We start from the raw sequence: 26685 nt of genomic DNA on the forward strand, positions 1-26685 counted from the left end.
TATGGCACATGCGCTTGAAGCAATTAATATTTCCAAAGAATATTCAACGGCTGCCGGTAACGTCACGGTGCTTAAAGAACTCAATTTTCACGCTGATGCGAATGAGTTTATTTCATTTGTTGGGCCGAGCGGCTGCGGTAAATCGACACTGTTCAATATTATCACTGGTCTTTTAATGCCTGATAATGGGCACATTTTAATTAGTGATAAAGAAACCACCGGCAGCGCCTCTGAAAAAATGGGTTATGTGCTGCAAAAGGATTTGCTCTTCCCATGGCGAACGGTGATCCAGAACGTAATTCTGGGGCTGGAAATACGCGGCATAAATAAGAAAGATGCTCGAGAACGCGCGAGGGAATTATTAAATACCTATCACATGCAGGGCTATGAAGATAAATACCCAGCCCAGCTCTCCGGCGGCATGAAACAGCGGGTGGCATTGATGCGCACGATGATAACCGATCCGGAAATCATCCTGATGGATGAAGCCTATAAAGCCCTCGACTATCCACTGAAGATCTCTTTGGAAAGTGAATTGCTGAACGTGGTCAAGGAACAGAAAAAGACGGTAATTTTTATCACCCATGACATTGAAGAAGCGGTGACGTTGTCCGACCGTGTCTATGTCATGAAGGCACGGCCTGGGGAAATCATTCATGAAATCAATGTTGATTTGGAAACCGACAGCCGAATTATTCCCGAACGCCGTTTGTCGCCGCGTTTTAACGATTACTACGAATTAATCTGGCGCAGCATTGGCGCTGCACCAGTGGTGTTCTGACCTTTACGGGGATTCACTTATGAGCACGCTTTCTTCTGAACAAACCTTGAAAGATACACCAGCAGACACCGAGCCAGCGCCAGCGGGCACCACGCGGCATATTTCCCCGCGCATGCCGGCTCAGGAAGCCAACTTTTTCAAAAGTCCGACTTCTCGTCGTTACGTATTGCTGATTTTGCAGGTGACGATCGTCGCTGCACTCCTGTTGTATTGGGAAATCGGCGCGCGAGAAGGTTTCATCAGCAAGTTTCTGTTTGCCAGTCCAAGCATGGTCTGGGACGTGTTGGTACAACGTTTTCAGTCAGGCGAGCTGTTTACCGATATTGGTACCACCGCGCTGGAAACGCTGATTGGTTTCGTGATTGGTGCCGTTGGCGGCTCGATTCTGGGCCTGCTGCTGTGGTATTCGAAGTTTATCTCTGACCTGACTGCGCCGTTTATCGCCGCAATTGGTTCGATTCCTGTTCTGGCGATCGCACCGATTACTATCATCTGGTTTGGCACTGACATGCTGTCGAAGGTGGTCATTGTCGCCTTCTCCTGCATCGTGGTGTCGCTGACGACTTCCTACAAAGGCGCGGTTCGTACTGATCCAGACTTAATTAACCTGATGCGATCCTTTGACGCCTCGCGCTCAAAAATCTTCATCAAGCTGGTGGTGCCCTCAGCGATGTTATGGGTGGTTTCAGGATTGCGCCTTAACGTTGGTTTCGCGCTGGTCGGCGCTATTGTCGGCGAATACATCTCTTCAGACGTCGGCGTGGGCCACATGATCCTGCTCGGCAGCTCCAATTTTGGCATGAATATCGTGTTGGCCGGTATCGTCCTGGTGATGTTGATGATGCTGGTATTTAACGTAGTGGTGATGTTCCTCGAACGACTGATTCTCTCATGGGAAAGGGTAAAATAATGACAATCTCCTCAGTTAAAGGCTTCACATTGGCTGCTTCTACGGCCTGCTGTTTATTGGTTTCACTTGCACTGCAACCGGCCAGCGCCGCTGAAACACCGGTTCGCATCAACCAGGCATTCCAGTCACTGCTTTACCTGCCACTGTACGTCGCGCAGGAAAAAGGCTTCTTCACCCAGCAAGGCGTGAAGGTACAAATCAGCACCGGCGGCGGCGGCGCACAGTCGTGGTCGGCGGTGATTGGCGGTTCGGCGGATTTCTCGATTCAAGACCCGGTGTTTGTGCCGAAATCTCATGAAAACGGCGGCGGTGGCGTAGTCGTGGCTGGCGTGCAGAATGCGCCAACGGTGTTTATCTTCGGCAAAGACGGCACCAACCTGCAAAATAATCTGGCAGCATTGGCCAATAAACGCGTGGTCACCAGCCCTGAGCCGGACACCACCTGGGCGTTTATGAGCTATCTGGTCAAGCAGCAAAACCTCAAAGACGTGAAACTGGTACACGTATCAATCGGTAACGAAATCCCGGCGGTAGTGGCGGGTCGTGCCGACTATGCGTTGGCGGTAGAGCCGCAAACAACCATGGCAATCCGTCAAAACGGGCTGCACATGGTGTATTCGTTTTCGGCGGCACAGGACTGGTATCCGTTTGCCTTCTCCAGCCTGACCACAACTCAAGCCTACATCGACAAGAATCCGGCAGCGGCGCAGGCCGTCGTAACAGCGTTTGAGGAAGCCTCGCGTTATATCTACAGCAATTTTGACGACACCGTAAATATCGCCGCCAAATACTTCCCGAACCTGCCAAAAGACATCGTCCGTGAAGCCGTGAAACGCGAGATCGATGCCAAGGGTTACCCGGAAAACGTGTTGGTCAGTCAGAAAGCCTGGGATAACAACATGAAAATTTCGCTGTATGCGAAAAATATCAAGGCCTACCCGTCTGACGCCACGTCTTATAAAACCAACGTCAACACCGAGCTGGCCACCAAGGCCAAAGCCGCGGTTGATGCAATGAAATAACCCAACGGGGCAGCGCCTCCTGCCTGCCCCGCCTTTCTGACTCAAGGTGTGCCTCTATGACTGACCACCACTCCCTACGCCTTAAAGCCATTACCCCTATAACGCCAGCGCACGCCGAGGCGGTTTTGCCTACCGTGCTTGACTGGGCAGAACGCGCCAGCGCGCTGAGTGATTTTGTTAATGCCAATATCGGCCCCGAGGTCGCCCCCATTACCGTATTTATCTCTCCGGCGGTGAAAACATCATGACCGAATTGCTGAATTTATCGATTGCCGAAGCCGGTGCCAAAGTCCGTGCAGGGGAAACCAGCTTTCCCGAATTAGTCAGCGCCTGCCTCGACAGAGAACAGAAAACGCGCGAGCTGAACGGCTGGCTAGAAGTTTACGCCGAACCGGCAATCAAGCTGGCGCAGGCGCAGCAAACCCTGCTGGAAAACGGTTATGACCTGGGGCCATTGCAGGGTATTCCGCTGGGGTTGAAAGCGAATATTGATATCTGCGGGCAGGAGATGAATGCCGGCAGCAAAATTTTGCAGGGCAATATCGCCAGTCAGGATGCGACGGTGACTCGCCTTCTCAAGCAGGCCGGGGCGATTATTCTTGGCACCACCAACATGCACGAGTTTGCCTGGGGCGGCACCACCAATAATCCGCACTTTGGGGCGTGCCGTAATCCGTGGGATGCGCAGCGCGTGCCCGCAGGATCCAGCGGCGGATCGGGCGTCGTGGCCGGCGTGCGCAGTGCCTTTGCCACACTGGGAACCGACACTGGCGGCTCGGTGCGCTTACCTGCGGCGCTAAACGGTGTCACAGGTTTGCGCCCGACAGTGGGTAATATCAGCACCGACGGCGTATTTCCGCTGGCCTGGAGCATGGATACCGTCGGGCCGCTGGCAGCTCGTTCCGCAGATTGCGCTATTTTATATGCCACGCTTTCAGGTGCCGACGCCAAACAGCGTGCGAATATCGACCAGCAACTGGCGCGCCCGTTGAAAGGTTTGCGTATCGGCGTGCTTGATCCCTACAGCTTTTACAGTTTGCAGCCGGGTGTCGAAAAGACTTTGCGCGGTGCATTAAGCGATTTCGAAAAACAGCACGGCGTCGAGATTGTCAGTCTTAAAGTCGAGGGGCTGGAAAATGCGGTGGATGCGCAGATTATTGTCGACGCCTGCGAACCTAGTGCCATTCATTGGCCCTGGCTCAAAGATCGCGCCAGTGATTACGGCGACGACGTGCGTATTCTGCTTCAGGCCGGATTGACCTTTACCGCAGTGGAATATTTGCAGGCCCAGCGCTATCGCACCTGGCTGCGCGACAAATTCAGCGAGCTGTTTACTCAGGTCGATATGATTATCACCCCAACGCTGCCCTTTACCGCGCCGTTGATTGGTCAGGAAACGCTGCCAATAGGTGACGGCGAAGTCTCAACCTTGCTGGGTAATCTGATTTTTACCTGTATTCCGAGTCTGGCGGTGCTACCCGCGATAAGCTTCCCTGCCGGATTCGATTCACTGGGTCTGCCGGTTGGCCTGCAATTGATGGCCGCACCGGGTCAGGAAGCGCTGCTTTTACGCGCCGCTCATCAGTACCAGCGCCGTTCGACGCATCACCTGCGCCTTCCTCCTCTGCTTAACCATTAAGGGCTTGCTCGCCTCATGCCGATAATTAACGCTTTTAGCTCGCTGACTGAATTGAAGCAGCAACTTGACGACGGCGAGATCACTGCCGTCGCTATCGCTGCCCATTTTTTGGAACGAATCAACCGTTTTGATCCGCAACTGGCTTCGTTCGTCAGCGTTTTTGAGCAGCGGGCGCTGGACGCGGCCGAAGGTCAGGACAATTTGCTGGCGGCGGGTGTCAATCTCGGCCCTCTTCAGGGGCTGCCGATTGGCATCAAGGATCTGTTGCATTGGCAAGGGACACCGTGCAGCGCCGGGTCAAACCTGTTGAAAGGGGTAATCTCCGACGAAACCGCCGAGGTGGTAAAACAACTGCATGCGGGTGGCATGAACATTGTCGGCAAGACCCAGTTGGTTGAGTTTGCCTTCGGCGGCTGGGGCACCAATCCACGCTTTACCGCACCGTGGAATCCGTGGGATAAAAAATGCCATCGCATTCCAGGCGGATCGTCCAGCGGTTCTGCGGTCGCCGTGGCTGCCGGGCTGGTGCCGGCCTCGTTAGGAACCGATACCGGCGGTTCAGTACGCATTCCTGCCGCGTTAAATGGCCTGGTAGGATTAAAACCCACACAACGACGGGTCAGCAATCAGGGCTGTATTCCGCTGTCGGTAAACCTGGACTCGATCGGACCGCTAACTCGCACGGTAAAAGATGCCGCTTTGCTGTTTGAGTTGATGAGTGGCGTCACGCTGGCTAAACCGCAGGTTGGAAGGATGCGAGTCGCCATTTTGCAGGGTGATATGGACGGGGTTGCGGTAGAGCCCGAGATTTTGCAAGTTTTTGAAAAGACACAGTATGATTTACGTCAGTGCGGGATTGAGGTTGTTGCCATCAAGGCTCCCTTCTCACTGCCCGAGCTGTCACGCCTGAGCGGAGAAATTATCACGGCCGACGCCTACGCTTACCATTGTCAGGATTTGCAGGCTCATCCCGAAAGCTATGACCCGGTGATTTTCGGCAAACTAATGCAGGGGCAGTCTACCAGCAGTCAGGCCTACCTTTGCGCGATGGAAACTCGGCGTCAATATCAACAGGCTTTTGCCACAATGATGCTCGACGTTGATGCGATTCTGACCCCGACTCTAAGCATGACCGCAATCCCACTTTCCGACGTTGACGAGCAAAAGGCCGCACTTGCTACCTTCACCCGTGGAGTCAACTATCTTGATGGCTGTGCGATTTCGCTTCCCGTTGCGCTTTCTTCTGCCGGATTGCCGATCGGCATGCAGCTGATTGCCGCTGCCGAGGGGGAAAGCACGCTGCTGGCGCTGGCTGAAGCCTTGGAACGGCAAGGCGAGTGGCAAACCGTACCGCCCGGCTTTGAGTGAGCGCATTTTCCGCGCCGCAATAGCTAGAGAAAATCCTTGGCCTTGCTCAACAGCGAGGCCTTGGTAATCACCCCCAACAGACGGCGTGACTGCGCGTTTTCCAGCACTGGCAAGCGCTCAAGCGGTGAAGTGCTGAACACCGCCCAGGCCTGCTCGTAGCTTGACCCTTGATATAGCACGGTAAATTCGTGCTCGATATAAGTCTCAATTCCGCCCTGCTTATCCAGACAACCATCGATAATGCCGCTCGCCAGCACGTTGGTTGCGACGACCCCGAGGAACCGCTCATCGCGATCGACAATATAGACATAACGAGTGCGCTGCTTTAACCCTTCGCTGACGACCTCGGCCAGCGTGGAATCGATATACATCTTGGAGCACGGGCAGATCAGCAGCTCGACGGTTCCGTTCTCAAAATCACTTTTTGCCATAAAGCGCGCATTGTGGCGCGTCAGCACCGGATAGGTTCCACTGGCCTTGAAGCGCGAGGCCACGACATAGGAAATGGCGGTCGCCAGCATCAGCGGGAACAGCAGTGAACTGTTTAGCGTCATTTCAAACGCCATCATGATCGACATTAGCGGCGCGTGGCTGGTAGCGGCAAGCAGCGCGCTCATGCCGATCGCCGCATACAACCCCATCGGTCCGGGATCAAATCCAAGCCATTGCAGGCAGGTGCAGACCAACGCCCCGCTTGCCGCGCCAATCAGCAGTGACGGAGTAAATAACCCACCGACCGCACCGGAACCCACGGTGATCGCGGTTGCCACAATTTTCAGCACCAGCAATACCAGCAGTGAGGTGTGAAGATTGCCATTATTCAAAATCAAATCGATTACTTCAAAACCGTTGCCGAGTACCAGCGGCGATATCATCGCAACCAGCCCGACCGCCAGTCCCCCCACACCGAGACGCAGCGCCGGATGTGAGATTGGCTGTAGAGTTTTACGCACTCTGTCGATAGCGGCAATAAACATCGGCCCCATGATCCCGGTCGCGGCACCAATGGCCAGCACGGTAAAAATCGCGCCTGGCGTTGGGCTGAAAATGGCGGAAGAATAGAGGTACAGCGGTGCGTAATGGGTCAATGAACGAACGGTAAGCACTGCCACCGAGGCAGAGATAAATAGCGGGATCAGTCGCTGGACGGCGGTGACGCCAAAGGCAATCTCGGCCACGAACAGCGCTCCGGCAAAAGGCGCGTGGTAAACCGCAGCCAAGCCACCTGCGGCTGCCATTGCCACCACATCGGACTGATGTAACGAAGTAAAACGAGTAAAGCGCCCCAGCAGGCTGCCGCTGAGCGCGGAAAGCTGCACCATCGCCCCCTCACGGCCTATTGATCCTCCACTGGCGATACTGGCCAGTGAAGACAGTGAACGCAACAGCGTGCTGACGACCGGAATGCCCGGCAGACGTTTATCGATTACGTCAAGATAGTCGGGCATTTTGCCGTTGCGCGATTCATAGCGCAGCGCCCAATAGAGAATAAATCCGGCAATGATACCGCCAACGGTGGTGATAATCGGCCAGACTAGCCTTGGATATTCGTTGAAAGCGCGAGTGATATCGCTGCCGTCGGTAAACATCAGCCCGTTAATGCCGCTAATGGCGAGACGAAAACCGATTGTCACCAACGCGGCTATGATCCCGGCAGGAATGGCAATCAACAGATTCACCCAATCGGATTTTTGCAGGGCTTTAAAGCTCATTATTTCCCAAATTGATTAGCGAGTAATGGCAAATTTCTTTAGAACAAATCATAGCATTACTCGCTAATGGTGGAATAAGAACTTTTGAAACATCATCGAAATTGGCGATAACAGTTATAACGAGAAAATCTGTCGCGGCAACTGACTCAGGCGCACGCCGCCGTTGGCGAGAAACGGCATGAAAAATCGCTGTCGCCCACCGAGCGAACGATCGGCCCGCTATCCAGGCTGGCTATCAGGTTAACGTGTTCACCCTACTCTGGAACCACTGCCCGTGAGAAAGAGAATCTCACCGGCTCAAGCAGGTTCTGCATCAAGTCAGCAAATGCGGGATATCCACTGCCCGTCGGGAAACAGGTATCGAGCGGTTGCCAGATTTCCCGACTGCGGAACATCTGCCGCCGCTGCTGTATCGTTTTTTGCTGGAGAAATATGGCGTGCGGGTGGTGGCAGTGCGTGAGCAAATCACCGCCGTGCTGGCGAACGAAGAGGATCTTAAACTGCTGGAACTGAGTGCGCCCCACGCGGTAATGGTGATTGATGAGGTATCTTTCGATCAAAGTGCCTTACCGGTGATATTGGCCCACCACCGGTTCAGCACGGACAACTATATCTATGTTAATGAGATCAGGTAGTCATTGATTTAACGGTTATTATCAATCCTTCAGCGTCAGCATCAAACCCGCCCGCAGCCCCAACGCTACGTTGGGGTTAGGGAAAAGCACCACCTCTTCGGCATGCTCGACGCGATAAATCTTGCCGCTCTGTTCGGCGAGAATATAACCCTGCGGATAAGCGGTAAAATTCAAAGCTTCTGGCGAAATATTGAGCACGAAGTCTGGCTGTTCGCGAATAATATCCTGCACCACCTGATAGTGCTTAAGTGATTCTCCGCGTCGTTGTGGAGGCGCCAAGTCACTCACCAATGCTTCTAACGCCTGTCTAATCTGACGAAACTGGCTGAGTTCGTTATGTCCAAATGGCAGTGCTTTGCCCAATTCCAGCGTGCAGCTTTCGGCCTGGAACACTTCACTGCTGAAATGAGTAAAAGTGCCGCCGGGGGAACGATGGTAAACCAGCGCATCAAGCCCCGCCTGTTCAAGCCAATGAAGCATCTCTGCCGAATATGGCCGTGGCTGGAAAGGCAATAGACCAAAACGCAGATGCAGTGAACCACGGATTGCGGTATGCAAATCGTAGTGAAATCGTTGCGTCGCGCCCGCCGCCGAAGCATTGTGGTAAAACTCGGCTAAAAGTTGCTCAAGTTCCTGCGCGCGAACTGTTTCATCGCTAACGTCGAAACGGGCGTGGCGACCGCCAAACATCCGGTTCATATCGGCATGCAGATAACGTTTGTTGGCGCGCATTGACGGCGGATTGCCCAGCACCACCAGCAGGCGCACATTCAACGGGCGTGACCCCGCGAGCAATTCGGCCACCAGCTGATTGAGCAGCTCGATTGGGGCGGTTTCATTGCCATGAACGCCAGCTGAAATCACCACGGCCTTTTCGCAGGCGTGGCGCGGCGACAGTTCAAGAACCCCTTCGCCATGCCACTGCCAGTCGAGATGGGGCAATTGCCCTACCGGATTTAACGGCGGCCTGCCCTCCAGCGTTTGTGCTAAAACATCAAACATCACACAGGTTCCTTTTTCAAATCACTTCACCGCACTCAGCCCTGCTGGAAAGGGTAAATGCTGCCCAGATGCAGGATCTGCGTCAGCTCATCCAAGGCGTGGCGCACTTCAGTCAACAGCTGAGGATCGACCAAATCTTCCTGTTGCATGCGATCGCGATAGTGTTTATCGACCCACTGATTGAGGCGATTAAACAATGTTTCATCGATCAGCGAGCCACGGTTCACCGCGTGCAGTTCGTCATCGTTAAGTGCCACGCGCAGGCGCAAACAGGCTGGACCGCCGCCGTTGCGCATACTTTCACGCAAATCAAAGACCTGAATCTGATCGATTGGACCACCGCTGTCACGCAAATCAGATAGATAATCCCACACAGCCTTGTGCTGGCGCGATTCCTCTGGCACCACGATAGTCATTTTACCGTCTGCCCGGCTCAGCAGCTGACTGTTAAACAGATAAGTTGCGACGGCATCATCAAGAGTCACACGCGCCTGAGGCACTTCAATTGGCTGAAACTCACATTCCAGTTTCGCCATTTTGCGACGGATCTCGTCGAACGCACTCTGCTGATTAACAAACGCCTGCTGGTGATGAAACAACACCTGACGATTACTGACTGAAATCACATCATTGTGAAATACGCCGTGGTCGATAGCTGTAGGATTTTGCTGCACAAACACCGTTTGACTGGCGTCCAGCTGATGCAAACGGGCAATTGCGTCACTCGCCAGACGGGTTTGTCTGGCCGGATATCGCACGGGTTCATTTTCACCATTGACTAACCCGTCACGACCGTAAACAAACACCTGCACGCCGGGCTTGTCATACTCGGCGCAAAGGCGGTTATGGTTGGCCGCCCCTTCGTCACCCAGACTCGCTACCTGCGGCAGGGCAGAATGGTGAGCGAAATGCTGTGAATTCTTGAAGGTCGCCTGCAAAATAGCAGAGGTAGTTTCCGCCTCAATCGCGCGGTGAAACTTGTTGTTCAGATTCGCCACGGTAAAATGCACGCGTCTATCGGCACTATCAGCCGAAGGGGAAACAGTGGCTGCATTGGCAACCCACATCGCTGAAGCAGAGCTCAAAGAGGACAACAGCCGTGGCGAATAGGCATTGGCCTGCGCCAATATTTGAGCGTCGTTGCCGTGAAAACCCATTTGGCGCAGAGTGGCAAGGTGCGGCCGTTCATGCGGCGGCAAAACTCCCTGCTTAAAGCCTAAATCTGCCAAGGCCTTCATTTTCAACAAACCCTGCCTGGCGGCCAGTTTGGGGTTTGCTACCGCACTCTGATTGCGAGTTGAAGCCTCATTGCCAAACGACAGACCTGCGTAATGGTGTGTCAGTCCGACCAGGCCATCAAAGTTTACTTCATATCCAGACATCATGATCTCCATTGCTGATGGCGAGGGTTAACGTTGCGCGGAAAACTCGATTCCTGGGGAAAGCGCAGCGGGCAACTCCAAAGTTTCGCTTTCCAGAGAAGCCATCGGCCAGGCGCAATAATCTGCGGCATAATAGGCGCTTGGCCGATGATTGCCCGATGCCCCAATGCCACCGAATGGCGCATTGCTCGAAGCACCTGTCAAAGGTTTATTCCAGTTAACTATCCCGGCTCTGGCTTCCAGCAGCAGGCGGTCAAACTGTTCGCGCTGTTGCGAGATAAGCCCGGTTGCCAAGCCAAAGCGAGTCTGATTAGCCAACTCGATCGCCTGATCAAAATCGCTATAGCGAATTACGCTAAGCAGCGGTCCAAAATATTCTTCATCAGGAACGCCGCTAATACCGGTTAGATCGATGATGCCGGGGGTTAATAACGTGCTTTGAGGGTCAGGACGGGTCAGAGTCAGCAGAGACTTCCCGCCCAATTGCAGCAGATTATCTTGCGCTTTTAGTAAATTGCGGGCTGCGCCATCAGAGATAACGCCACCGATAAACGGCTGCGGCTCATCATTCCATGCCCCTACTCGCAGAGTAGCCGTGACCTCAATCAGGCGTTTGAGGAACGCATCACCGGCTGCTCCCTGCTTCACCAGCAGACGACGGGCGCAGGTACAGCGCTGGCCAGCCGAAATAAACGCCGATTGAATCGCCAGATTAACTGCAGCATCCACATCGTTTACCGGCTCGACAATGAGCGCATTATTTCCGCCCATTTCCAGCGCCAGTATTTTCTCAGGCTGTCCAGCTAGTTGGCGATGCAGATGATAGCCAGTATTCGCACTGCCGGTGAACAGTAATCCGTCAATCTGTGAAGACGCGGCCAGAGCTTCACCGGTTGAGCGCCCACCTTGAACCAGATTCAGCACGCCAGCCGGTAATCCTGCCTGTTGCCAAAGCTTGAGAGTCTCCTCTGCAGTGAACGGCGTCAGTTCGCTGGGCTTGAACACCAGCGTATTTCCGGCCAGCAATGCCGGAACAATATGACCATTTGGCAAATGGCCGGGGAAATTATAGGGTCCGAACACCGCCAATACCCCGTGCGGACGATGACGCAACACCGCTTGCCCATCAGGCATTGGTGTCTGTTTTTCACCGGTACGCTGCTGGTTGGCATCCAGTGATATTGCCACTTTACCTATCATTGCCTGCACTTCAGTTAACGTTTCCCAACGCGGCTTGCTGGTTTCAAGGCTAATAATCTCGGCCAGTTTAGCCTTGTTTTCGGTTAATAATGTGGCAAAGCGTTGGATAACTTCAGCTCGTTGCGCCACGGTTTGACGCGCCCAGGCCGGAAAGGCTTCTCGGGCCGCCAGGCAGGCAGATTCAACATCTTCAGTGCTGGCGCTCAGAGCTGACCACAGTTTCTCATTGCTGACAGGATTAGACTTTTCCAGCAGCGCGCCTTGTCCGCTGCGCCACTGTCCATTAATAAATAACGCTGGATGGGTCATAATTCACTCGCTTGTGATAATTGTCGGGTAATAACGCTTTGCCCGGACTGCGGGAAAAGCGGGACCACGCGTATGGCGGCACCGGAGGCAATACCGAGTGTCTCTGCGGTGTGCGGATCAAGGGTTAGGTGTTCGATATCGGCAGGCCCCATGACTAAGGCTGCACGGAAATCGGCATACTTTTCATTAGCGACCAGATAGAAAGCATCCTCTTGCGAGGATTCACGAGAGGCTATGGTCGCCGGTATAAGCTGGCTTTCTTTGACAGCTCTAAGCTGGTCAACCTCTCCTTCGAGGGTTGGGCCAGCATCAAAAATATCGACATATCCCTGATAGCGCAGACCCTCGGTTTCAAGCAACGACCTCGCTGGGGCGGTTTGCGGATGCACTTCCCCAATCACGGCTCTTGCCTGCGGGCTAAGCAAATCGGTGTACAGCGGATGTTTCGGCATCAGCTCGGCGATAAAGGATTTTTGCCCCATGCCGGTGAGTCGATCGGCTTCAGCGAATTCCATGCCGAAGAAATGCTGCCCGAGACTGTCCCAGAAAGGCGAATGCCCGTTATCGTCAGAAACGCCGCGCATTTCGGCAATAACTTTAGGTGAGAAACGATCGCGAAACGCGGCCATAAACAGGAAGCGAACTTTTGACAATAATTGCCCGTTTCTGCTGTGCCGATAGTCCGGATCAAGGAATAACGTGCACAGCTCGCTGTAACCAGTGTGATCGTTGCTGAGAAACAAGGTAGGCACCGGTTTATAGATATTCAGGCTTTTTGAGGCATGAACCAATGTACCAAGCCGGAAATTATACCAAGGCTCGCTCAGACCGACGGCCACTTCCAGCGCACTGACGCCGACTACTTTCTGCTGACTCACATCCTCGAGCACAAACAGGTATCCCTGCTCTGACCTATCCAGATGGCCATTCCAGGTCGCAATCGACCGTTCGATGCGCCTACGTAAATGTGCTTCATCTTTAGGCAGAGACGTCAAACCGATGCCGGTCTTGCCTGACAACAGCAGGATATCGGCAACATCGCCGAGCCTCACAGGACGAATCAACATCATGATAATTACCTCATTACTAATGGATAACGCCCACTTCAGGCACAGAGTCTGGCAACGGCACGTTCCAGTCGGTTAAGTCCCTCTTCGATATCTTCCTGCGGGATAATCAACGAAGGAGCAAAACGTAAAACATTGGTTCCGGCAATCAGCGCGATAAGCCCTTCTTCAGCAGCCAACTGGGTCAAGTGCTTGGCCTGTCCGGCATACCGCTCGCTCATCTCGGCACCAAGCAGCAGACCTAACCCGCGTATTTCAGAAAACACGTGGAATTGGTGATTGATTTGATTAAGCCTTTCGATAAACCACTGATGTCGCAGAGCCACACCGCCGAGAACTTCCGGAGTATTGATAATTTCAACCACTTTGCCTGCCACCGCAGTTGCCAAGGGGTTGCCACCATAAGTTGTGCCATGCGTACCCGGTTGGAAATGGCTAGCAAGGCTGTCGACTGTTAGCATCGCGCCGATTGGGAAACCACCTCCCAAGGCTTTGGCACTGGTGAGAATATCGGGAACAACACCGTAAGTTTGGTAGGCGTAAAGGTCACCCGTTCTGCCGACGCCGGTTTGGACTTCATCAAAAATCAGCACGGCGTCATGCTGAGAACAAAGTTCACGCAGCCCAGCCAGGAATTCAGGATTGGCTGGTACAACACCGCCCTCACCCTGCACCGGCTCAACAATTACGGCGCAGGTTCGCGCGGAGATATGCTCGGCAACCGCTTGTAAATCATTGAACGGCAGATGGGTTATGGCAGGTGGCAACGGAGCGAAATCTTGAGAATATTTGGGTTGTCCCCCAGCCGTAACGGTAAAGAGAGTGCGACCATGGAAGGCATTCTTAAAGGCAATGATTTCATTTTTTTCATTCGGCTTTTTAGAGTGACCGACAAGGCGCGCAAGTTTAAGGGCAGCTTCATTAGCTTCAGCCCCGGAGTTACAGAAAAAAATCTTATCGGCAAAGGTCGCATCTACCAGCTGTTTGGCCAAACGCAAGACTGGCTCATTGGTATAACCATTTCCAAGATGCCATACCTTATCAGCCTGTTCAGTTAACGCGCGCAACACCTCTGGATGACGGTGGCCCAAAGCGTTAACGGCAATTCCACCTGCAAAATCGATATAATCTTTCCCAGTTTGGTCCCATAAACATGATCCCTCACCACGCACTGGAATAAATTCCGCAGGTGCATAAACTGGGACTAAGTAGTCATTAAACTGCTGGCGAGTTACACGCTGTTCCATATCAACCTCATCGTTAATGTGCTTAAGTCATTTCCTGTCACTGGCAGTAAATCACCTGAATTCAATGCCAGACATTGTTAGGGGTCATAATCGAAATTGCTCTAATTTCAGGCTTTAGGCTCACCCTCCCTAAACAATGTGAAAAAGAAGCTCTGTGAAAACATTTATTTATAAACAGTCCTTGAATGCTTCTGAAGTACTGCTCTGATGTGCGTTCACTTCCACAGCTTTGAGGAAGTTGGAATACTAGGGATTCGAATCCATTGGATTGATAATAGGGTGCAGACATCATGCCAGCAAAGGAAAAAAGTGAATAAAAACGATCGACACACGGGAAAACAACAAGTTAAACGCATCCATTATTCACTTTATGTGCATAAAAAGTGAATATTTATGAAAAACCTCTTTACTGGCGCGATTGTTCGAGAATGAGTATGCAACTAAAAAAACTTAAAAAACTTCAATATTTGTGAGCTATAACTCATGTACTTGTTTAGCAAAAATCAATTATGCACTCTTATAGTGCCAGTTAAGCACCAAAAAGAAGCCCGCAACGCGATTAACTTCTTTTGAATTTATCAAGATGTTGGTAATTAGCGTTAAAGAGAAGATTATTTAAGATTACAGCTAAATCCGGAAAGCTTGATTCTTTAAATAATTAAAACGAAGATTGATACAACTCTCAAAGTGGCAACTTATCAGCCTGAATAAAAAATAAAACAAATAATTTTCGTTAGCCCATCACATATTCCAATAGTTATAGGTATAATTCAAAGGTTAATTAAAAACAATTGACAGCCATGATAGCAATAATTAACTCGAGTAAAACAAATACTCGTTATGACAAAAGAATATTATTGTAAAACTCTATGGCTCGGAAACGATCTGACTTTTTAACTCACTACAAGGGAATAGTATGTTAAAGAAAAAAGGAGTTAACAATGTGGAGTACAAATTTCATGACTATATCCTCACAAAAGATAATCAACTTATACAAAACAGTAAGTTCATAAGAGCAGGAGCTAAAGAGCTATCTGTTTTAAGAGTTTTAATTGAATCTGCTGGTACAGTTGTTGATAAAAATGACTTACTCGACAAGGTTTGGGGTTGTGCAATGGTGTCAGAGGAATCCCTGGCTCGTTGCATATATGTATTGAGAAAGTTATTTAAACAAAATAAAAGCAATAACTATATTCAAACAATTTATTCAAAGGGTTACATTTTCGTTGCAGAAGTATGCGAACACCTTCCAATTGAAAAAGAATTAGTTAAAGCCGAACCGAGTATTTCACATCAGGAAATTTTTGAGAGCCTGTTTGGAAAGGGAGTATCTTTTATTGAAATTTTGGGGCAACAGCATGTTGCAATTGACGTAAAAATATTGCTGCCCACCAATGAGTTTTTTAGCAAAAAAAATGAAAGCTAATGAGTCAATGGCGGGTGATAATTAAAAAGAAAAGTATCTCTTGCTCATTTCAGCCAGTGTACTAATGGTGCTCGATAGAACTTTCACCATGTTATCGTATATTGAATTTGCATTACCATAGCGTCCAGTTAAAGATTGAACGGTAGTTTTAATTTGATCTTCCTGGGCGTTAAAACCTGTTAACCATGCTTGATATTCAGTGTTAGAGAGCTGCGTATCATCAAAGTAATGAATTATATTTTTAAAAATACTAGTTAGCGGATTTAAATCTATCGAAATATAGTAACCTTCATTACTCTTCTTAACACTGCCTTCCTGAGGCAATCCCATATCTTTAGCCCAACGTTGCGCTTGCTCTTCTGATAGAAAAGTGCCATCTGTAGGATAAAGTTTGCAATCCTCCTCTGTTTCATATTTAACTAATAATGCTGTAATTTGAGTGTATAACTTTCCGAAATCATACTTTAACTGCCCTTCATCATTAACTGAATGAATATAACCACCCATCTTAGAAACTATTTCACTGAACTCTTTATAGAACTGAATATACTTAGCCAGCGCTCCTTCAAAAACATCATAATACTCTGATTTGGTTGTATCAATTAAATCACAAATTTGGTCTACAAAAGGTTTATGCTCGATTGGATCCGTAAGCTGGCTTGCACCAGCCTGGATACTTTCTAAATTATACTGTTTAGCGATATCTTCAATTTCTGCGTTAAATGCCGAATCATCAAAAGCACCATACTGAGACAATTGAACATTAAAACTAACCAACTCTTGCTTTAACAGATGATTGGAAAAGCTCGCATGAGATTTATCTTTAGATAAATTAAATTTTTCATAGTTTCTTAAGCAAACTAGTAAACTAGTAACCGAATTACTTACCTCTGAGTCAAACTCATCCGTTTCATTACATTTTTTAGTAGAAAGTTGAATATGTTTATTTTTTTTTGAAGAATCTATGTTGGTAGGAATAACATAATTTCGATCAGCAATAATGATAGCCATGAAAAGCTCCTTTATAATTAATGACTAACATTTTCTGGCGATCTCACCAATCGTGGCGTTATGTTTTTCCAAAATGGCAAGAATCTGGTTAATAATTTCTAGTGCGCTGCTTTTATAACTACTAGCACGCTCGCGGTTATAATCATTAGTTTTATGATTTACTGAAGAATCTAATTCTGCATTAGCCTGTTTAGCTCTTTCATTAGCAGTACCAATAGAGAAAGCAGAAGTAGTTGTCGCACCGAAAGCGTGAGATAGTTGACCTAAACTTCGATACCTCTCAAAACTATTATTTTGATCGTGATAATCTTTTTTGCTTTCAGGTGGTTCAGGTTCATTTTCAATGATTTGTTTATCATCGTTGTGTGTAGAATCTAGCTCTGCAATTTTTTTATTTTTATCTGCTTCCAAAGACTCAAACTTAGTCTTTTGGTGGGTTAAATTATCATTATGATCCTGCTCTAACCTTGATAACTCATTCTTTTTATTTTCAATTTTTGTCTTATTGAAAGATTCATGATCCGACTCTCTATTAGGAATGTTTTTGTTAGCCTTTAAAATGTCCTGTTGGTTAGCTTCAAGTTTAGATAAGTCATTTTTAAGTTTATCAATCGATGACTGGTTTTGGGAGTTTACTTCATCGAATTTATTTTTAAATCTATCTGACTTTTCCTGGAACGCATCGTTAACTTTACTCTTATTATCTAAATTCTTGCTGTTGCAAGCCTCTAATGCTTTGTTCTTAGAGTCTTTAGATTTTCGATCAATTGCACTTTGTTTATTTAAGCTTTTATTAGCCTTAGCCATTGAAATCGCCATTACTCCTGTTTGGACAATAGCACCAGCAACTTGAGCACCGCAATTCCAATAGCTCTCGTCTCTAATAGCTTTTGCTTTAACATCGACAGAAGATTTAGCAGCCACCATTGCAACTGAGCTCGCTTTGAAAGCATCTTGATCAAGTTTTTTCAATAAGAATAAAAGAAGCACCATAATGGAGCCAGAATCAGCAACTTCTACCTTGGAAGGTGCGTTAAGGTTTGGGAATTCATTCTTGTTAATCGGAAATTTGCTGGTGGCACTTTCAGAGAGAATGATGCTTACATCTATATTTGTTTTGCTTTTGTATACATTACGATTATCGACATCATTATTAGGTTTGGTTTTATTACCGTCTAAATAATTAACTGAATATAATGAACGATTGACAATATCCAACATGTTGCTCTCCTTATACTTACATACGCTGTGAATTTAATATAAATGCGTTAGTTAGCTGTTTGTTTGAATTGATAGTTGTCATCTGAATAATAATATCAAGACTGGATTTTAATTCAGTGTTAAATACTTCGAATGATTGCTTTATGATTTTGCTTAAAGCTTTAACATCCTCCATAGCAACTACTATATCGGCCTCTTTAATAGCGACCTCTTTAGTTGCATTAGCTGTTATTATAGTATTACTTACCTCTACTCCAGTATTGGCGAATTCACCAACAACGACTGTTCTGTTGATGTTCCTACCAATCTGCCTGGCTGAAGATTTGGAGATATTTACCCCTATATTATTTCCTAATCTTGTAATTGAGTTCGAACAGCTCCAGATGCAATCTTAGCGCTATTTTTTACAACAGCAGGTATTATCTTTGAAATAAGTCGCTTAATCATTGGCATCATATTTTTTAAAATTACTTTCGCAACGTTTTTTGCTACCACGCTAGCAACAATGATAACGACAGCAACGACGACAGCAGAAACGGCAGTAGATATAATTTTAATATCTTTTTCATCAACACCCAATTTTTTTAAAATTTTCTCAACAACTTCTGCGATATATTTCATCATAGGTTGTATTACATGTTCTAAAATTGGGGCCATCAAACGATCGGTTATACTCTTGCCGGTCACGGCTTTAACAATGACATCAGCAGCCATTAATGCCAAACCAACTGCAGCAATTACAAGAGTAGCTCCACCGCTAAAAACAGCGCCTACGGCTCCGACAACTAGGAGTAGTCCACCAACAATTTTACCTACACAACCCATAGTTTTGTTAAGTTTTTCAGCTTTAGCGATAGCTTCGGCCTGCTCCTTGGCATTAGCCAGCATTTCAGCCTGGCGAGCTTCTTGTAACTTCTTGGTTAGCTCTGCATTTGATTTAAGTTTATTATCAGCATTATCGTTGATCAGATTTGATAGTTGGCCTAACAGCAAAGTAACCGCCGCCATACCCGTGAGATGGCTGTTGTTAATATCATTCAGCACATCAGGCGAGTCTGCTTTTTGAGCGTTAGACCATAGAGAATCAGCAGCGATAATTTTTTGCGAAGCATCTAAAGCAGCTGCTATAGCTATTTTCTTAGCATCGTTACGAAGTGAGTTCGTCAAAGTTAGTTTTTTATCAGCTTCATTTAATTCTTTTTTAATTTTTGAAAAATTAATATCTGAGGGTAATAAGCTCGCTAGCTGTTTTTCCAAAATTTGAAAATGAGATTTTGTTTCATGATATTTACTATTTGCGCTAAGAAGTTCTTCGTGGGCACTGGCTGCGGTCTTCTGAGACAGCATGCCTAATTCAACAGCTTGTTTATAGTTCTCGAAAAAAATTTCCGTTGCTGCTGCCTTAGCTTGACTCAATGCATTAATTTGTGCAATTCGACTTTTAAATTTATCTGAATTACTGGAGGAAATAATTAGCATTAACGCACCAACTAGAGCCGTAAGCCCACCAGATTTCATGTCTTGATGAGTACTATCTTTAGGGCTTGCTAGTGCGGGTTTTTCTACCAAACACTTTGTAGGATGGTTCAAATTTGAAGGGACAGCTAGCATGTCGTTCGTCACCTGCTTTGCAAGTGTAATGAAATCATTTATTTTAATGAACCCATGTATCCCCACCTTTTCTTCAGACTCATTAAATTGCCTAGCGGCAGGTAGAGATAATGGGCCTGTCATATTAACTTTATCATTCACTGCAATTCTCCTGATGCACCAGTGGTGTTGCTGTTACAAGATCGTCAACCTTCTTATCACACGAATCTGTATTCTCAAGATATAAGGCAGCTTTTTTGAGTAATTCCTTATTATCACTTTGAGCACAAACTAGTTCGAAACAACCGCGAGCTTTGAGATTTTCACTCATCATTAACTGACATTGGCCAGCATAGAAAACACTTCGATAATCTGTACCATTCATCGCAAAAACTACAGCATAAAGGTCAGCTGCTTTCTGATATTGTTTTTTCAAATGATAAACCGCAGCTAACCCCATAAAATAGTCAGTGTTATAAAAATCATACATACATAAAAATTTAAAGAACGTTTCTGCGTTATCTAATTTCCCTTGAAGGTAAAACTGATAGGCGTGAGCATAAAGACCGTTCATCATGTCTTCCGGTATTTCATGAATATCTTTCAAAGTTGTATTCTGGTTTAGACAACTAAGCAACATATCCGAAAGTTCGTCGTCTTTATCCATGCTATCTATTCCCAATAAATCCTCTTGACTGCACTGGCAGGCCTCAAAAACTTCATAAACAAATTACACCACTTATAGTGGATATTTGCTTATAAATTTCGCTCATTGTCTACATCATTTTCATTTGTACCTTCATTATTGATTAATTCTGTATTTTCAGACTCCGCCCATCCATTATCAACCTGCTCAAGCCAGATCAATAATCTTAAAACAGCATCTAACTCATCAAGATTAATAAAGGAATATCGGGTATGTGATGAGTAAATACGCCTAGCTAAAGCAATATCCTCAAGTACAGGAACGCCTATATCTTTAGCATACTTACGTACGGCCAATGCCGAATTATTGGTCTCTAACACAGAGATGAACGGAATGGGTACAATTTCAACGTTAAAATATATTCCTATTGCAATATGATTAGGATTTGCGATGATTAACTTTGAGTTACTTATATCTAGCTTTGTTTGCTCGTCTAATATTTCCATATGTAGATGACGACGTTTTGATTTTATCTCAGGGTTGCCATCCTGATCTTTACGTTCTCGTTTGACTTCTTGCTTATCCATTTTTAGTTCTTTTATATAAAGAAAATATTCTGCAAAAGAGTCTAGTATCATTATTAACAACATACCTGCCAAGCATGTTTTAACAAGTTGGTTAAGTATTTCCCCCCAAAAGAAAATCATTTGTTGGGGGCTTGCAGATAGCTGTAAAAATAATGTATATTTATTTCTATGCCATAATACTATCGCAACAATGACAAACACCCCTAAATATAATATTGTTTTAAAAAAATCTTTTACTGTTCTCAAGCTGAATATTTTTTTAAAACCGCTTACCGGGTTTAGCGCTTTAAAATTTAATCTAAAAACTTTAGTTGCAATTGCAAAACCAGTTTGTAACAACGAAGGAAGCATAGTACAACAAATACAAAGCAGTATAAAAGGTAGTATTATTTTCAATGCTAATATGAATATTTTTTTGAAATAAAGTTCAAAACTATCATTAAAACCGTCCGTTAATGATTGTATCCAAACCCCCGCCATTTCTTTAACAAAATCGAAGGTAACTATATAATTAACGCCTAAAATGATTAAACAGGCAATTACAATATCTTTAGACTTAAAGGTTTGCCCTTTCTGTACTGCATCTTTAATTTTCTTTTGAGTAGGCTGTTCTGTTTTATTGAGAGCCATTTCTAATTTTCTCTAATGACGTAAGTTTTTCAGAAGTAAAAGACAAACGAGAAACGTCTCCTTGAATAGACGATGAAAGGTAAAAAATAAGTATCATAAAACTTATGAAACTTTTCACTGTCAATGCTAATGAGAAAACATTCATTTGCGGAGCAAAGCGTGATAGCAATCCAAGTATTGCTTCAGTAAACAAACAGATAGCTATTAATGGACTTGCTATCATAATTGATTTTGTTATTGAGTAAGTAATAAGATCAAAGATCACAGTAAGGTTAGGCAAAGCCATACTAAACGGCTTGAATATTTGATAACTTTTATTAATGACGTCTAATGTTAATATTATACCACCATTATATATAAATATTACTGCACAGAATAAATTAAAGAAATTTGCCAATTCCGATGTGTCAACTCCACTTAAGGGATCAATGCTACTACTGATTGTAGCACCGCGTTGATTGTCAATTATGCATCCAGCTGCATGCAATACCCAAAAAGGGATGTTTATTAAACATGATAGAAATAGCCCAATAAAGGACTCTTTAAGAAGAATGATAACGTATTCTATCACCTGGAATTTCTCTTCTACTGGGTTGAACCCAGGCCATAAGGAAAGTCCAATTAAAATTGCAACAGGAAGTCTAATAGTGTTGTTTATTACGCTACTATTAAGAAAGGGTAACATTATGAAAATTGGCATTATCCTGGCTGAAGATATGGCCATTGCACTCAACCACTGATAGATTAAATCATTGAGTATCATTTAAACCCCAATATTTATTCTCGTATCAGAGCAAGGTGCATTACTTCCTGTGCATAAGCTAAAATAATTTCCCCATACCAACCAGATAATAAAAAAAGACACAGCGTCACACTTAATAGTTTTATACCAAACGGCAAAGTCTGCTCTTGTAGTTGGGTTACAGTTTGAATAAGACCAACTATTAGCCCGACAAGTGTAGCGACACAAATGGGCCCAGCTGATAATATAAGCACGAGATATAGAACTTTATTCCCTGCATATAAAATATCATTCATACTTTTCCCTTAAGAAGGTAAATCCATATATTGCAGCACCAAGCCTTGTGACAGAACAGTCCAACCATCCATAACAACAAAAAGAACAAGTTTAATAGGCACAGAGATGGTTACCGGGCTCATCATCATCATACCTAATGCTAACAAAATACAGGAGATTAAAAGGTCAATCACGACAAAAGGAAGGTAAATATAAAAACCTATCTTAAAGGCGCTTTTAATCTCACTTAGCGCATACGCTGGTAATAATGAGATAATAGATATTTTACTTTGATCGTCAAAATGTCCAACACCACTATTTTTTGACTGGACGTTTTCAAAAAACTCGGCTAATTCAGGGTCTGAGTATTTTGTCAAATAATCACGGTAGCCATCTATTCCGTTATTTATAAAGCTTGATAATTGAAACGTTTGAAAGGAATCACCTTGATATTCTTTATAACTCTCATAACCACTCATAATAATAGGGTTCATTACAAACATAGCTAAAATTAGAGAAACTCCATTTATAGTCATATTAGAAGGGATTTGTTGTAATCCTAAAGCATTTCTGACCATGACAAAAACAATTGAAAACTTTATATAACATGTACCACAAGCAATTAAAAAAGGCAAAAGTGTAGCTATGGCTAGCGTTGCAATAAGAGAAATATCGTTATTAACTGGCATTAAACTCTTCCAATTTTTTTATAACAACTGCTGGGGTATCATCAATCCATACCAGTTCCCCGTGAGCAATGGTTACGCAATTTGCCTGGATAGCTATATTTTTCTCAAAATCATCACTACATGGAAGAACCTTTCCTTGGAATAAGGATTCTAATTCTGCCAGATTGGTCACACTTGTTTGTAATATGAATGAAAGTGAAATAGGTATTTTCTTTCGCAAAGAAATATTTAATGCGTTTTCTGAATCATTAAAAATAGTATTACTACAGTTAACATTTAAGCCTTCCTTTAAATCATTCTTAATTTCCATATTTCCCTCACGAATTAAATAACTTCCAAGATAAACATTGCTGCTAGCAATCTTCTGACAGCTTTTACTAATAATAACTGCATCACCGATACTTAATTTATTAATCAGACCTATTGAAATTTCGCTTACTCCCATAATGAAAGTCAAAGTAATAGGAACGGCATTAATAAACGTAGAACCTTTATTTTTTGATACCTTTGCACCTTCCACTATTGGCGGTTTTGTGATCCACAAGTTTCCGCTTGGCGTTCTAATAGTTAAATACATAGAAAGCTTATCTTCTGAAATAAGCTTACACTGTGATAAATTTTCATATTCAAGACTAATATCTACAACATTAAATGGTTTTTTACAATTTTTAAATAGTTCAAAAACAGAATCGGTGTCCCAAAAATAATTTGTTAATACACTTTTTGTAGGGAGTGCATGCTCGAACCATTGTTTAAGACTTATAATTCCATGCCAATTATTATCAGTATGGAATTCTACACAAAATGAGCTATCTACAAGATGTGAATAGCTATTTTCAATATCCTGCGTAGCGAGATATCGTTCAAAAACTTCAAAATTTAATGATTGAAAGTCCGTGTGGCGTATATATCTGCAGATCATTTTTCCTCATCACTATTTTCTTGTTCATCATTACTGAATTCTTGAGATAGATCAAAATCCTTTAAAAAAAATCGCTCATCTTTGTTATTATTTAAAAGGTTATAAACTAAGTTTGAAGATGGCAATAAATCGATGTTACCTGGATATGAGTGTCTTATCTTTACGCTATTCTCCCCCGGAATATGTTGAAAAGTAAAGGTGACCGAGTTGTCGATATTGATATTTTCTTTAACAGGGTGTCCGTTACCTTGTTCCTTACTGGTTTGTATAGGATTTTTGGGCAGTACTAATTCTTTGGGTTCCGAACCGCTTTTATTTTGAGGTTTTAAGTAATATCCAGTTGATGTTAATTTATCTTTATCCGATAAAGCTTCCAAAACCTTATTTAACGCTATAGTACCCAAATCACTACAAAGTACATTATTAGACAACTCCCTTTTGTTTAATAGGTATAATTCATTAACATGGTCTTTTAATGAAGGAGAATCATTTTTACACTGAAATTCTGATGATAGATTTGGTGGAATCTCAACCTGTATTAAATTTTTTTCAGGCACTTGATTGTTTTCTATTTTTGAGAATTTATATAAGTCATCAATTGACGTTTTTAATTTAGTATGTGACACCACATTTAGTCGTTGATTTGAAGCTATAAGGTTTGATGGATTTGATACTAATTTGGTATGACGGTCTAAAACAATCTTTGAGTTCTTCGTCTCTATCATTAAAAACGAAACTTGTTTTGTGTTTTTTAAAAGCTGAGTTCCCAAGCTCTCTGTTTGATATTGATTGATTTTAAAATGGTTAATGAATAGACCCAAAGCAGGTTCGTCATTTTTATTCTTCTCTTTGTGTTTTCTTTTTACAAGATCAGAAAGCGAAATAAATTCTGGTGATTTTAACTCATTAATCAGAGTAATACCTGAAGATGCTAACCTTATTTTCTCCATAATATAATCTCCTCGATTTCCTCTTCATTTATTTGGTCATGCTTTTTATGCTTAATTACCATCTCTTTACTGATAATAATTTTATATTTATCTGCTGAATGGGCACAAATTTTTATAAGATTTAACGTTTCTAATTTTTTAATGTTGTTATTTTTCAAAAGCTCCTCGGTTTGATTATATTGATGAGTAATTAAAAGTAACTGTCTTCTCAATACGGCAAGCCTTCTCTGTTCTTGAAATAAACCTTCTTTATTAACAACTCCTTTAAAGCAGTGGTTTTTAATTAATTTTTTTAAGGCTGTTTGTTGTGCCCAAAAAGTCAATTTATCACTATTTAACTTATCTTTTTCTTTTTCAAGAACCAATAAAGCTAATCTATATCTTGTTTCTTTTGCTAATATCCGTGCCAATATATATTGGAACTTAAGAAGCAAATTCATGCATTTCTTGCCTCAAGTTTTTATATTCGCAGACCTCATATTCCTTCTGGCATAACCATTCCCTGAGTTTTTCACGTTGGTTTATAGCTTGATCATTTTCACTGTTTTCTCCAAATTTATATTCGCCCATATCTATTAAAAGCTTTAGCTGTTCAATTTTATTCAATCTATTACGAATTATTGCGGCATGAAGAAGGTGTTCGTCATCACATACCTGATTAGCTACACGACTCAAACTATGCAGGACATCGACTGCTGGAAACTGACTTTGAGTTGCAAGTTCCTGGCTTAGATATATGTGGCCATCAAGAATAGATCGAATTTCATTAGCTATTGGATCAGCCTCATCATCGCTTTCAAGTAAAACAGTATAAAAAGCAGTTATGCTCCCATTTTCGAAATTTCCAGCTCTTTCAAGGATGCGAGGCAAATTTTCAAAAACAGAGGCCGGGTATCCGCGTCTGGCTGGTGATTCGCCTGATGACAACGCCAGATCTCATAATGCCCTGGCGTAACGCGTAATTGAATCAATTAATAAGACAACATTATTACCCTGATCACGAAAATACTCAGCAATGGTTGTCGCTACCAGAACAGCATTACAACGTTCGAGAGAGGAGTAATCTGAAGTTGCGAACACCACCACACAATCTTTTTTTCTTTCAGACTTTCGAAGAACATCCATAAACTCCGCCACCTCTCTTCCGCGTTCTCCAATAAGACCAACTACCAAAATATCGGCTTCTACACATCTAATCAGCATATGAATTAAGCTTGTTTTTCCACAGCCTGCAGAAGCAAAAATCCCTACTCGCTGACCTACTCCGCAAGTAATTAAACTATCGAGCACACGGATTTTTGTTAGTAGAGGTTTATAAATCCCTCTTCTTTTCTGCCAACATGGAGCCCCTTGCTGTATTGAACGTGATTCATTATGGACAGTAGTTGATGCATCAGTAAGATGCTCAACAACATTCCCTTGGGGGTTAACAACACTACCTTTTAGAAAACTACCCAAGGTCATTACTAACCCTTTACCCGTTGGGTTAATGACACATTCTCTAGAAAGACCTTTGGCCTCACCTAACAGGCTAAGGATAGTATTACTTTGATTAAAACCTAAGACTTGCGCTCTTGCTATTACATCGCAATTGTATATATCAGTCCTAATTTCACAAATTTCTCCAATTTCAACACATTCCAACTCTGCCTCAATAATTGATGCATTCAACACTTTAGGGTGCGCCTGGTGCTTTAATAGGCTATGTTTTATCATTTTCT

The 26685-nt window shown here is 44.6% G+C and carries 24 protein-coding genes and 2 pseudogenes; 8 read left to right on the plus strand and 18 right to left on the minus strand.

The window, feature by feature from the left end:
* The first annotated feature begins 1 nt into the window (after position 1).
* From AB3G37_RS14595 to AB3G37_RS14620, 6 genes are read left to right on the plus strand one after another with little or no spacing between them, the layout of a single operon-like run.
* Positions 2-781 carry an ABC transporter ATP-binding protein gene (locus tag AB3G37_RS14595; RefSeq protein ID WP_009635316.1) on the plus strand — a complete coding sequence of 260 codons (780 nt, stop codon included), beginning with the start codon at positions 2-4 and terminating at the stop codon, positions 779-781.
* Positions 782-800: 19 nt separating this feature from the next.
* Entirely contained in the window at positions 801-1691 is an 891-nt protein-coding gene (locus AB3G37_RS14600; RefSeq protein ID WP_369788249.1) for an ABC transporter permease, read from the plus strand.
* Complete coding sequence (locus AB3G37_RS14605) at positions 1691-2713, plus strand: ABC transporter substrate-binding protein (protein ID WP_369788250.1); 1023 nt, start codon at positions 1691-1693, stop codon at positions 2711-2713. The genes AB3G37_RS14600 and AB3G37_RS14605 overlap by 1 nt, the downstream gene beginning before the upstream one ends.
* 56 nt (positions 2714-2769) lie before the next feature.
* A complete protein-coding gene (locus AB3G37_RS14610; protein WP_369788251.1) occupies positions 2770-2961 on the plus strand; it encodes a hypothetical protein in 192 nt (63 codons plus the stop codon).
* Positions 2958-4352 (plus strand): amidase, encoded by a 1395-nt coding sequence (locus AB3G37_RS14615; protein WP_369788252.1) that lies wholly within the window; start codon positions 2958-2960, stop codon positions 4350-4352. The genes AB3G37_RS14610 and AB3G37_RS14615 overlap by 4 nt, the downstream gene beginning before the upstream one ends.
* A gap of 15 nt (positions 4353-4367) precedes the next feature.
* Positions 4368-5720 carry an amidase gene (locus AB3G37_RS14620; RefSeq protein WP_369788253.1) on the plus strand — a complete coding sequence of 451 codons (1353 nt, stop codon included), beginning with the start codon at positions 4368-4370 and terminating at the stop codon, positions 5718-5720.
* A gap of 23 nt (positions 5721-5743) precedes the next feature.
* On the opposite strand, the gene AB3G37_RS14625 is transcribed toward AB3G37_RS14620, so the two are convergent.
* On the minus strand, positions 5744-7432 hold the full coding sequence (locus tag AB3G37_RS14625; RefSeq protein ID WP_369788254.1) for a chloride channel protein: 1689 nt from the start codon (positions 7430-7432) through the stop codon (positions 5744-5746).
* 362 nt (positions 7433-7794) lie between these two features.
* On the opposite strand from AB3G37_RS14625, the pseudogene AB3G37_RS14630 reads away from it, so the two are divergent.
* A pseudogene (locus tag AB3G37_RS14630) lies at positions 7795-8067 on the plus strand (UTRA domain-containing protein); the annotation flags it as partial.
* A 21-nt stretch (positions 8068-8088) separates the two neighbouring features.
* Here AB3G37_RS14630 and astE read toward each other — a convergent pair.
* Genes astE through AB3G37_RS14655 form a run of 5 tightly spaced genes read right to left on the minus strand, consistent with a single transcriptional unit; the run spans position 8089 to position 14274 of the window.
* Complete coding sequence (gene astE / locus AB3G37_RS14635) at positions 8089-9069, minus strand: succinylglutamate desuccinylase (RefSeq protein ID WP_369788255.1); 981 nt, start codon at positions 9067-9069, stop codon at positions 8089-8091.
* A gap of 35 nt (positions 9070-9104) precedes the next feature.
* A complete protein-coding gene (gene astB, locus AB3G37_RS14640; protein WP_009635300.1) occupies positions 9105-10451 on the minus strand; it encodes an N-succinylarginine dihydrolase in 1347 nt (448 codons plus the stop codon).
* A gap of 27 nt (positions 10452-10478) precedes the next feature.
* The gene (astD, locus tag AB3G37_RS14645; RefSeq protein WP_369788256.1) at positions 10479-11960 is read right to left on the minus strand and encodes a succinylglutamate-semialdehyde dehydrogenase; all 1482 of its coding nucleotides are present in this window, start codon (positions 11958-11960) and stop codon (positions 10479-10481) included.
* Positions 11957-13030 (minus strand): arginine N-succinyltransferase, encoded by a 1074-nt coding sequence (gene astA, locus AB3G37_RS14650; RefSeq protein WP_369788257.1) that lies wholly within the window; start codon positions 13028-13030, stop codon positions 11957-11959. Before astA ends, astD begins: the two co-directional genes overlap by 4 nt.
* Positions 13031-13065: 35 nt before the next feature.
* Positions 13066-14274, minus strand: a complete 1209-nt coding sequence (locus AB3G37_RS14655) for an aspartate aminotransferase family protein (RefSeq protein ID WP_369788258.1) — start codon at positions 14272-14274, stop codon at positions 13066-13068.
* Positions 14275-15190: 916 nt separating this feature from the next.
* Here AB3G37_RS14655 and AB3G37_RS14660 point away from each other — a divergent pair.
* On the plus strand, positions 15191-15700 hold the full coding sequence (locus AB3G37_RS14660; protein ID WP_369788259.1) for a winged helix-turn-helix domain-containing protein: 510 nt from the start codon (positions 15191-15193) through the stop codon (positions 15698-15700).
* 21 nt (positions 15701-15721) lie between these two features.
* Here AB3G37_RS14660 and AB3G37_RS14665 read toward each other — a convergent pair whose 3' ends face one another.
* The 12 genes and pseudogenes from AB3G37_RS14665 to sctN form a co-directional block, all read right to left on the minus strand.
* Positions 15722-16711, minus strand: a complete 990-nt coding sequence (locus tag AB3G37_RS14665) for an IpaD/SipD/SspD family type III secretion system needle tip protein (RefSeq protein ID WP_369788260.1) — start codon at positions 16709-16711, stop codon at positions 15722-15724.
* A 24-nt stretch (positions 16712-16735) separates the two neighbouring features.
* A complete protein-coding gene (locus AB3G37_RS14670) occupies positions 16736-17932 on the minus strand; it encodes a hypothetical protein (protein ID WP_369788261.1) in 1197 nt (398 codons plus the stop codon).
* A 351-nt stretch (positions 17933-18283) separates the two neighbouring features.
* Positions 18284-19684: a type III secretion system translocon subunit SctE gene (sctE, locus tag AB3G37_RS14675; protein ID WP_369788262.1), complete on the minus strand. Its 1401-nt coding sequence runs from the start codon at positions 19682-19684 to the stop codon at positions 18284-18286.
* Entirely contained in the window at positions 19677-20189 is a 513-nt protein-coding gene (sicA, locus tag AB3G37_RS14680; protein ID WP_369788263.1) for a type III secretion system translocator chaperone SicA, read from the minus strand. The genes sctE and sicA overlap by 8 nt, the downstream gene beginning before the upstream one ends.
* 89 nt (positions 20190-20278) lie before the next feature.
* Entirely contained in the window at positions 20279-21385 is a 1107-nt protein-coding gene (locus AB3G37_RS14685; protein WP_369788264.1) for an EscU/YscU/HrcU family type III secretion system export apparatus switch protein, read from the minus strand.
* On the minus strand, positions 21372-22148 hold the full coding sequence (gene sctT, locus AB3G37_RS14690; RefSeq protein WP_369788265.1) for a type III secretion system export apparatus subunit SctT: 777 nt from the start codon (positions 22146-22148) through the stop codon (positions 21372-21374). The genes AB3G37_RS14685 and sctT overlap by 14 nt, the downstream gene beginning before the upstream one ends.
* Positions 22149-22162: 14 nt before the next feature.
* Positions 22163-22423, minus strand: coding sequence for an EscS/YscS/HrcS family type III secretion system export apparatus protein (locus AB3G37_RS14695; protein WP_369788266.1), 261 nt, complete (start codon positions 22421-22423; stop codon positions 22163-22165).
* Between the two features lie 9 nt (positions 22424-22432).
* A complete protein-coding gene (locus AB3G37_RS14700; protein WP_369788267.1) occupies positions 22433-23092 on the minus strand; it encodes an EscR/YscR/HrcR family type III secretion system export apparatus protein in 660 nt (219 codons plus the stop codon).
* On the minus strand, positions 23082-24014 hold the full coding sequence (locus AB3G37_RS14705) for a FliM/FliN family flagellar motor switch protein (protein ID WP_369788268.1): 933 nt from the start codon (positions 24012-24014) through the stop codon (positions 23082-23084). Before AB3G37_RS14705 ends, AB3G37_RS14700 begins: the two co-directional genes overlap by 11 nt.
* Positions 24011-24964, minus strand: a complete 954-nt coding sequence (locus AB3G37_RS14710) for a hypothetical protein (protein WP_369788269.1) — start codon at positions 24962-24964, stop codon at positions 24011-24013. The genes AB3G37_RS14705 and AB3G37_RS14710 overlap by 4 nt, the downstream gene beginning before the upstream one ends.
* Positions 24952-25404 (minus strand): hypothetical protein, encoded by a 453-nt coding sequence (locus AB3G37_RS14715; protein WP_369788270.1) that lies wholly within the window; start codon positions 25402-25404, stop codon positions 24952-24954. Before AB3G37_RS14715 ends, AB3G37_RS14710 begins: the two co-directional genes overlap by 13 nt.
* Positions 25388-26680, minus strand: a pseudogene (sctN, locus tag AB3G37_RS14720) (type III secretion system ATPase SctN). Before sctN ends, AB3G37_RS14715 begins: the two are co-directional and overlap by 17 nt.
* Between the last annotated feature and the right edge of the window lie 5 nt (positions 26681-26685).

The organism is Rouxiella sp. WC2420, from assembly GCF_041200025.1.
Classification (GTDB): domain Bacteria; phylum Pseudomonadota; class Gammaproteobacteria; order Enterobacterales; family Enterobacteriaceae; genus Rouxiella.

What these genes read in the sequence shown, in the direction of transcription:
- AB3G37_RS14595 (WP_009635316.1), top strand. Translation starts at nt 2, where the DNA reads ATGGCACATGCGCTTGAAGCAATTAATATTTCCAAAGAATATTCAACG.
- AB3G37_RS14600 (WP_369788249.1), top strand. Translation starts at nt 801, where the DNA reads ATGAGCACGCTTTCTTCTGAACAAACCTTGAAAGATACACCAGCAGAC.
- AB3G37_RS14605 (WP_369788250.1), top strand. Translation starts at nt 1,691, where the DNA reads ATGACAATCTCCTCAGTTAAAGGCTTCACATTGGCTGCTTCTACGGCC.
- AB3G37_RS14610 (WP_369788251.1), top strand. Translation starts at nt 2,770, where the DNA reads ATGACTGACCACCACTCCCTACGCCTTAAAGCCATTACCCCTATAACG.
- AB3G37_RS14615 (WP_369788252.1), top strand. Translation starts at nt 2,958, where the DNA reads ATGACCGAATTGCTGAATTTATCGATTGCCGAAGCCGGTGCCAAAGTC.
- AB3G37_RS14620 (WP_369788253.1), top strand. Translation starts at nt 4,368, where the DNA reads ATGCCGATAATTAACGCTTTTAGCTCGCTGACTGAATTGAAGCAGCAA.
- AB3G37_RS14625 (WP_369788254.1), bottom strand. Translation starts at nt 7,432, where the DNA reads ATGAGCTTTAAAGCCCTGCAAAAATCCGATTGGGTGAATCTGTTGATT.
- astE (WP_369788255.1), bottom strand. Translation starts at nt 9,069, where the DNA reads ATGTTTGATGTTTTAGCACAAACGCTGGAGGGCAGGCCGCCGTTAAAT.
- astB (WP_009635300.1), bottom strand. Translation starts at nt 10,451, where the DNA reads ATGTCTGGATATGAAGTAAACTTTGATGGCCTGGTCGGACTGACACAC.
- astD (WP_369788256.1), bottom strand. Translation starts at nt 11,960, where the DNA reads ATGACCCATCCAGCGTTATTTATTAATGGACAGTGGCGCAGCGGACAA.
- astA (WP_369788257.1), bottom strand. Translation starts at nt 13,030, where the DNA reads ATGATGTTGATTCGTCCTGTGAGGCTCGGCGATGTTGCCGATATCCTG.
- AB3G37_RS14655 (WP_369788258.1), bottom strand. Translation starts at nt 14,274, where the DNA reads ATGGAACAGCGTGTAACTCGCCAGCAGTTTAATGACTACTTAGTCCCA.
- AB3G37_RS14660 (WP_369788259.1), top strand. Translation starts at nt 15,191, where the DNA reads ATGTTAAAGAAAAAAGGAGTTAACAATGTGGAGTACAAATTTCATGAC.
- AB3G37_RS14665 (WP_369788260.1), bottom strand. Translation starts at nt 16,711, where the DNA reads ATGGCTATCATTATTGCTGATCGAAATTATGTTATTCCTACCAACATA.
- AB3G37_RS14670 (WP_369788261.1), bottom strand. Translation starts at nt 17,932, where the DNA reads ATGTTGGATATTGTCAATCGTTCATTATATTCAGTTAATTATTTAGAC.
- sicA (WP_369788263.1), bottom strand. Translation starts at nt 20,189, where the DNA reads ATGGATAAAGACGACGAACTTTCGGATATGTTGCTTAGTTGTCTAAAC.
- AB3G37_RS14685 (WP_369788264.1), bottom strand. Translation starts at nt 21,385, where the DNA reads ATGGCTCTCAATAAAACAGAACAGCCTACTCAAAAGAAAATTAAAGAT.
- sctT (WP_369788265.1), bottom strand. Translation starts at nt 22,148, where the DNA reads ATGATACTCAATGATTTAATCTATCAGTGGTTGAGTGCAATGGCCATA.
- AB3G37_RS14695 (WP_369788266.1), bottom strand. Translation starts at nt 22,423, where the DNA reads ATGAATGATATTTTATATGCAGGGAATAAAGTTCTATATCTCGTGCTT.
- AB3G37_RS14700 (WP_369788267.1), bottom strand. Translation starts at nt 23,092, where the DNA reads ATGCCAGTTAATAACGATATTTCTCTTATTGCAACGCTAGCCATAGCT.
- AB3G37_RS14705 (WP_369788268.1), bottom strand. Translation starts at nt 24,014, where the DNA reads ATGATCTGCAGATATATACGCCACACGGACTTTCAATCATTAAATTTT.
- AB3G37_RS14710 (WP_369788269.1), bottom strand. Translation starts at nt 24,964, where the DNA reads ATGGAGAAAATAAGGTTAGCATCTTCAGGTATTACTCTGATTAATGAG.
- AB3G37_RS14715 (WP_369788270.1), bottom strand. Translation starts at nt 25,404, where the DNA reads ATGAATTTGCTTCTTAAGTTCCAATATATATTGGCACGGATATTAGCA.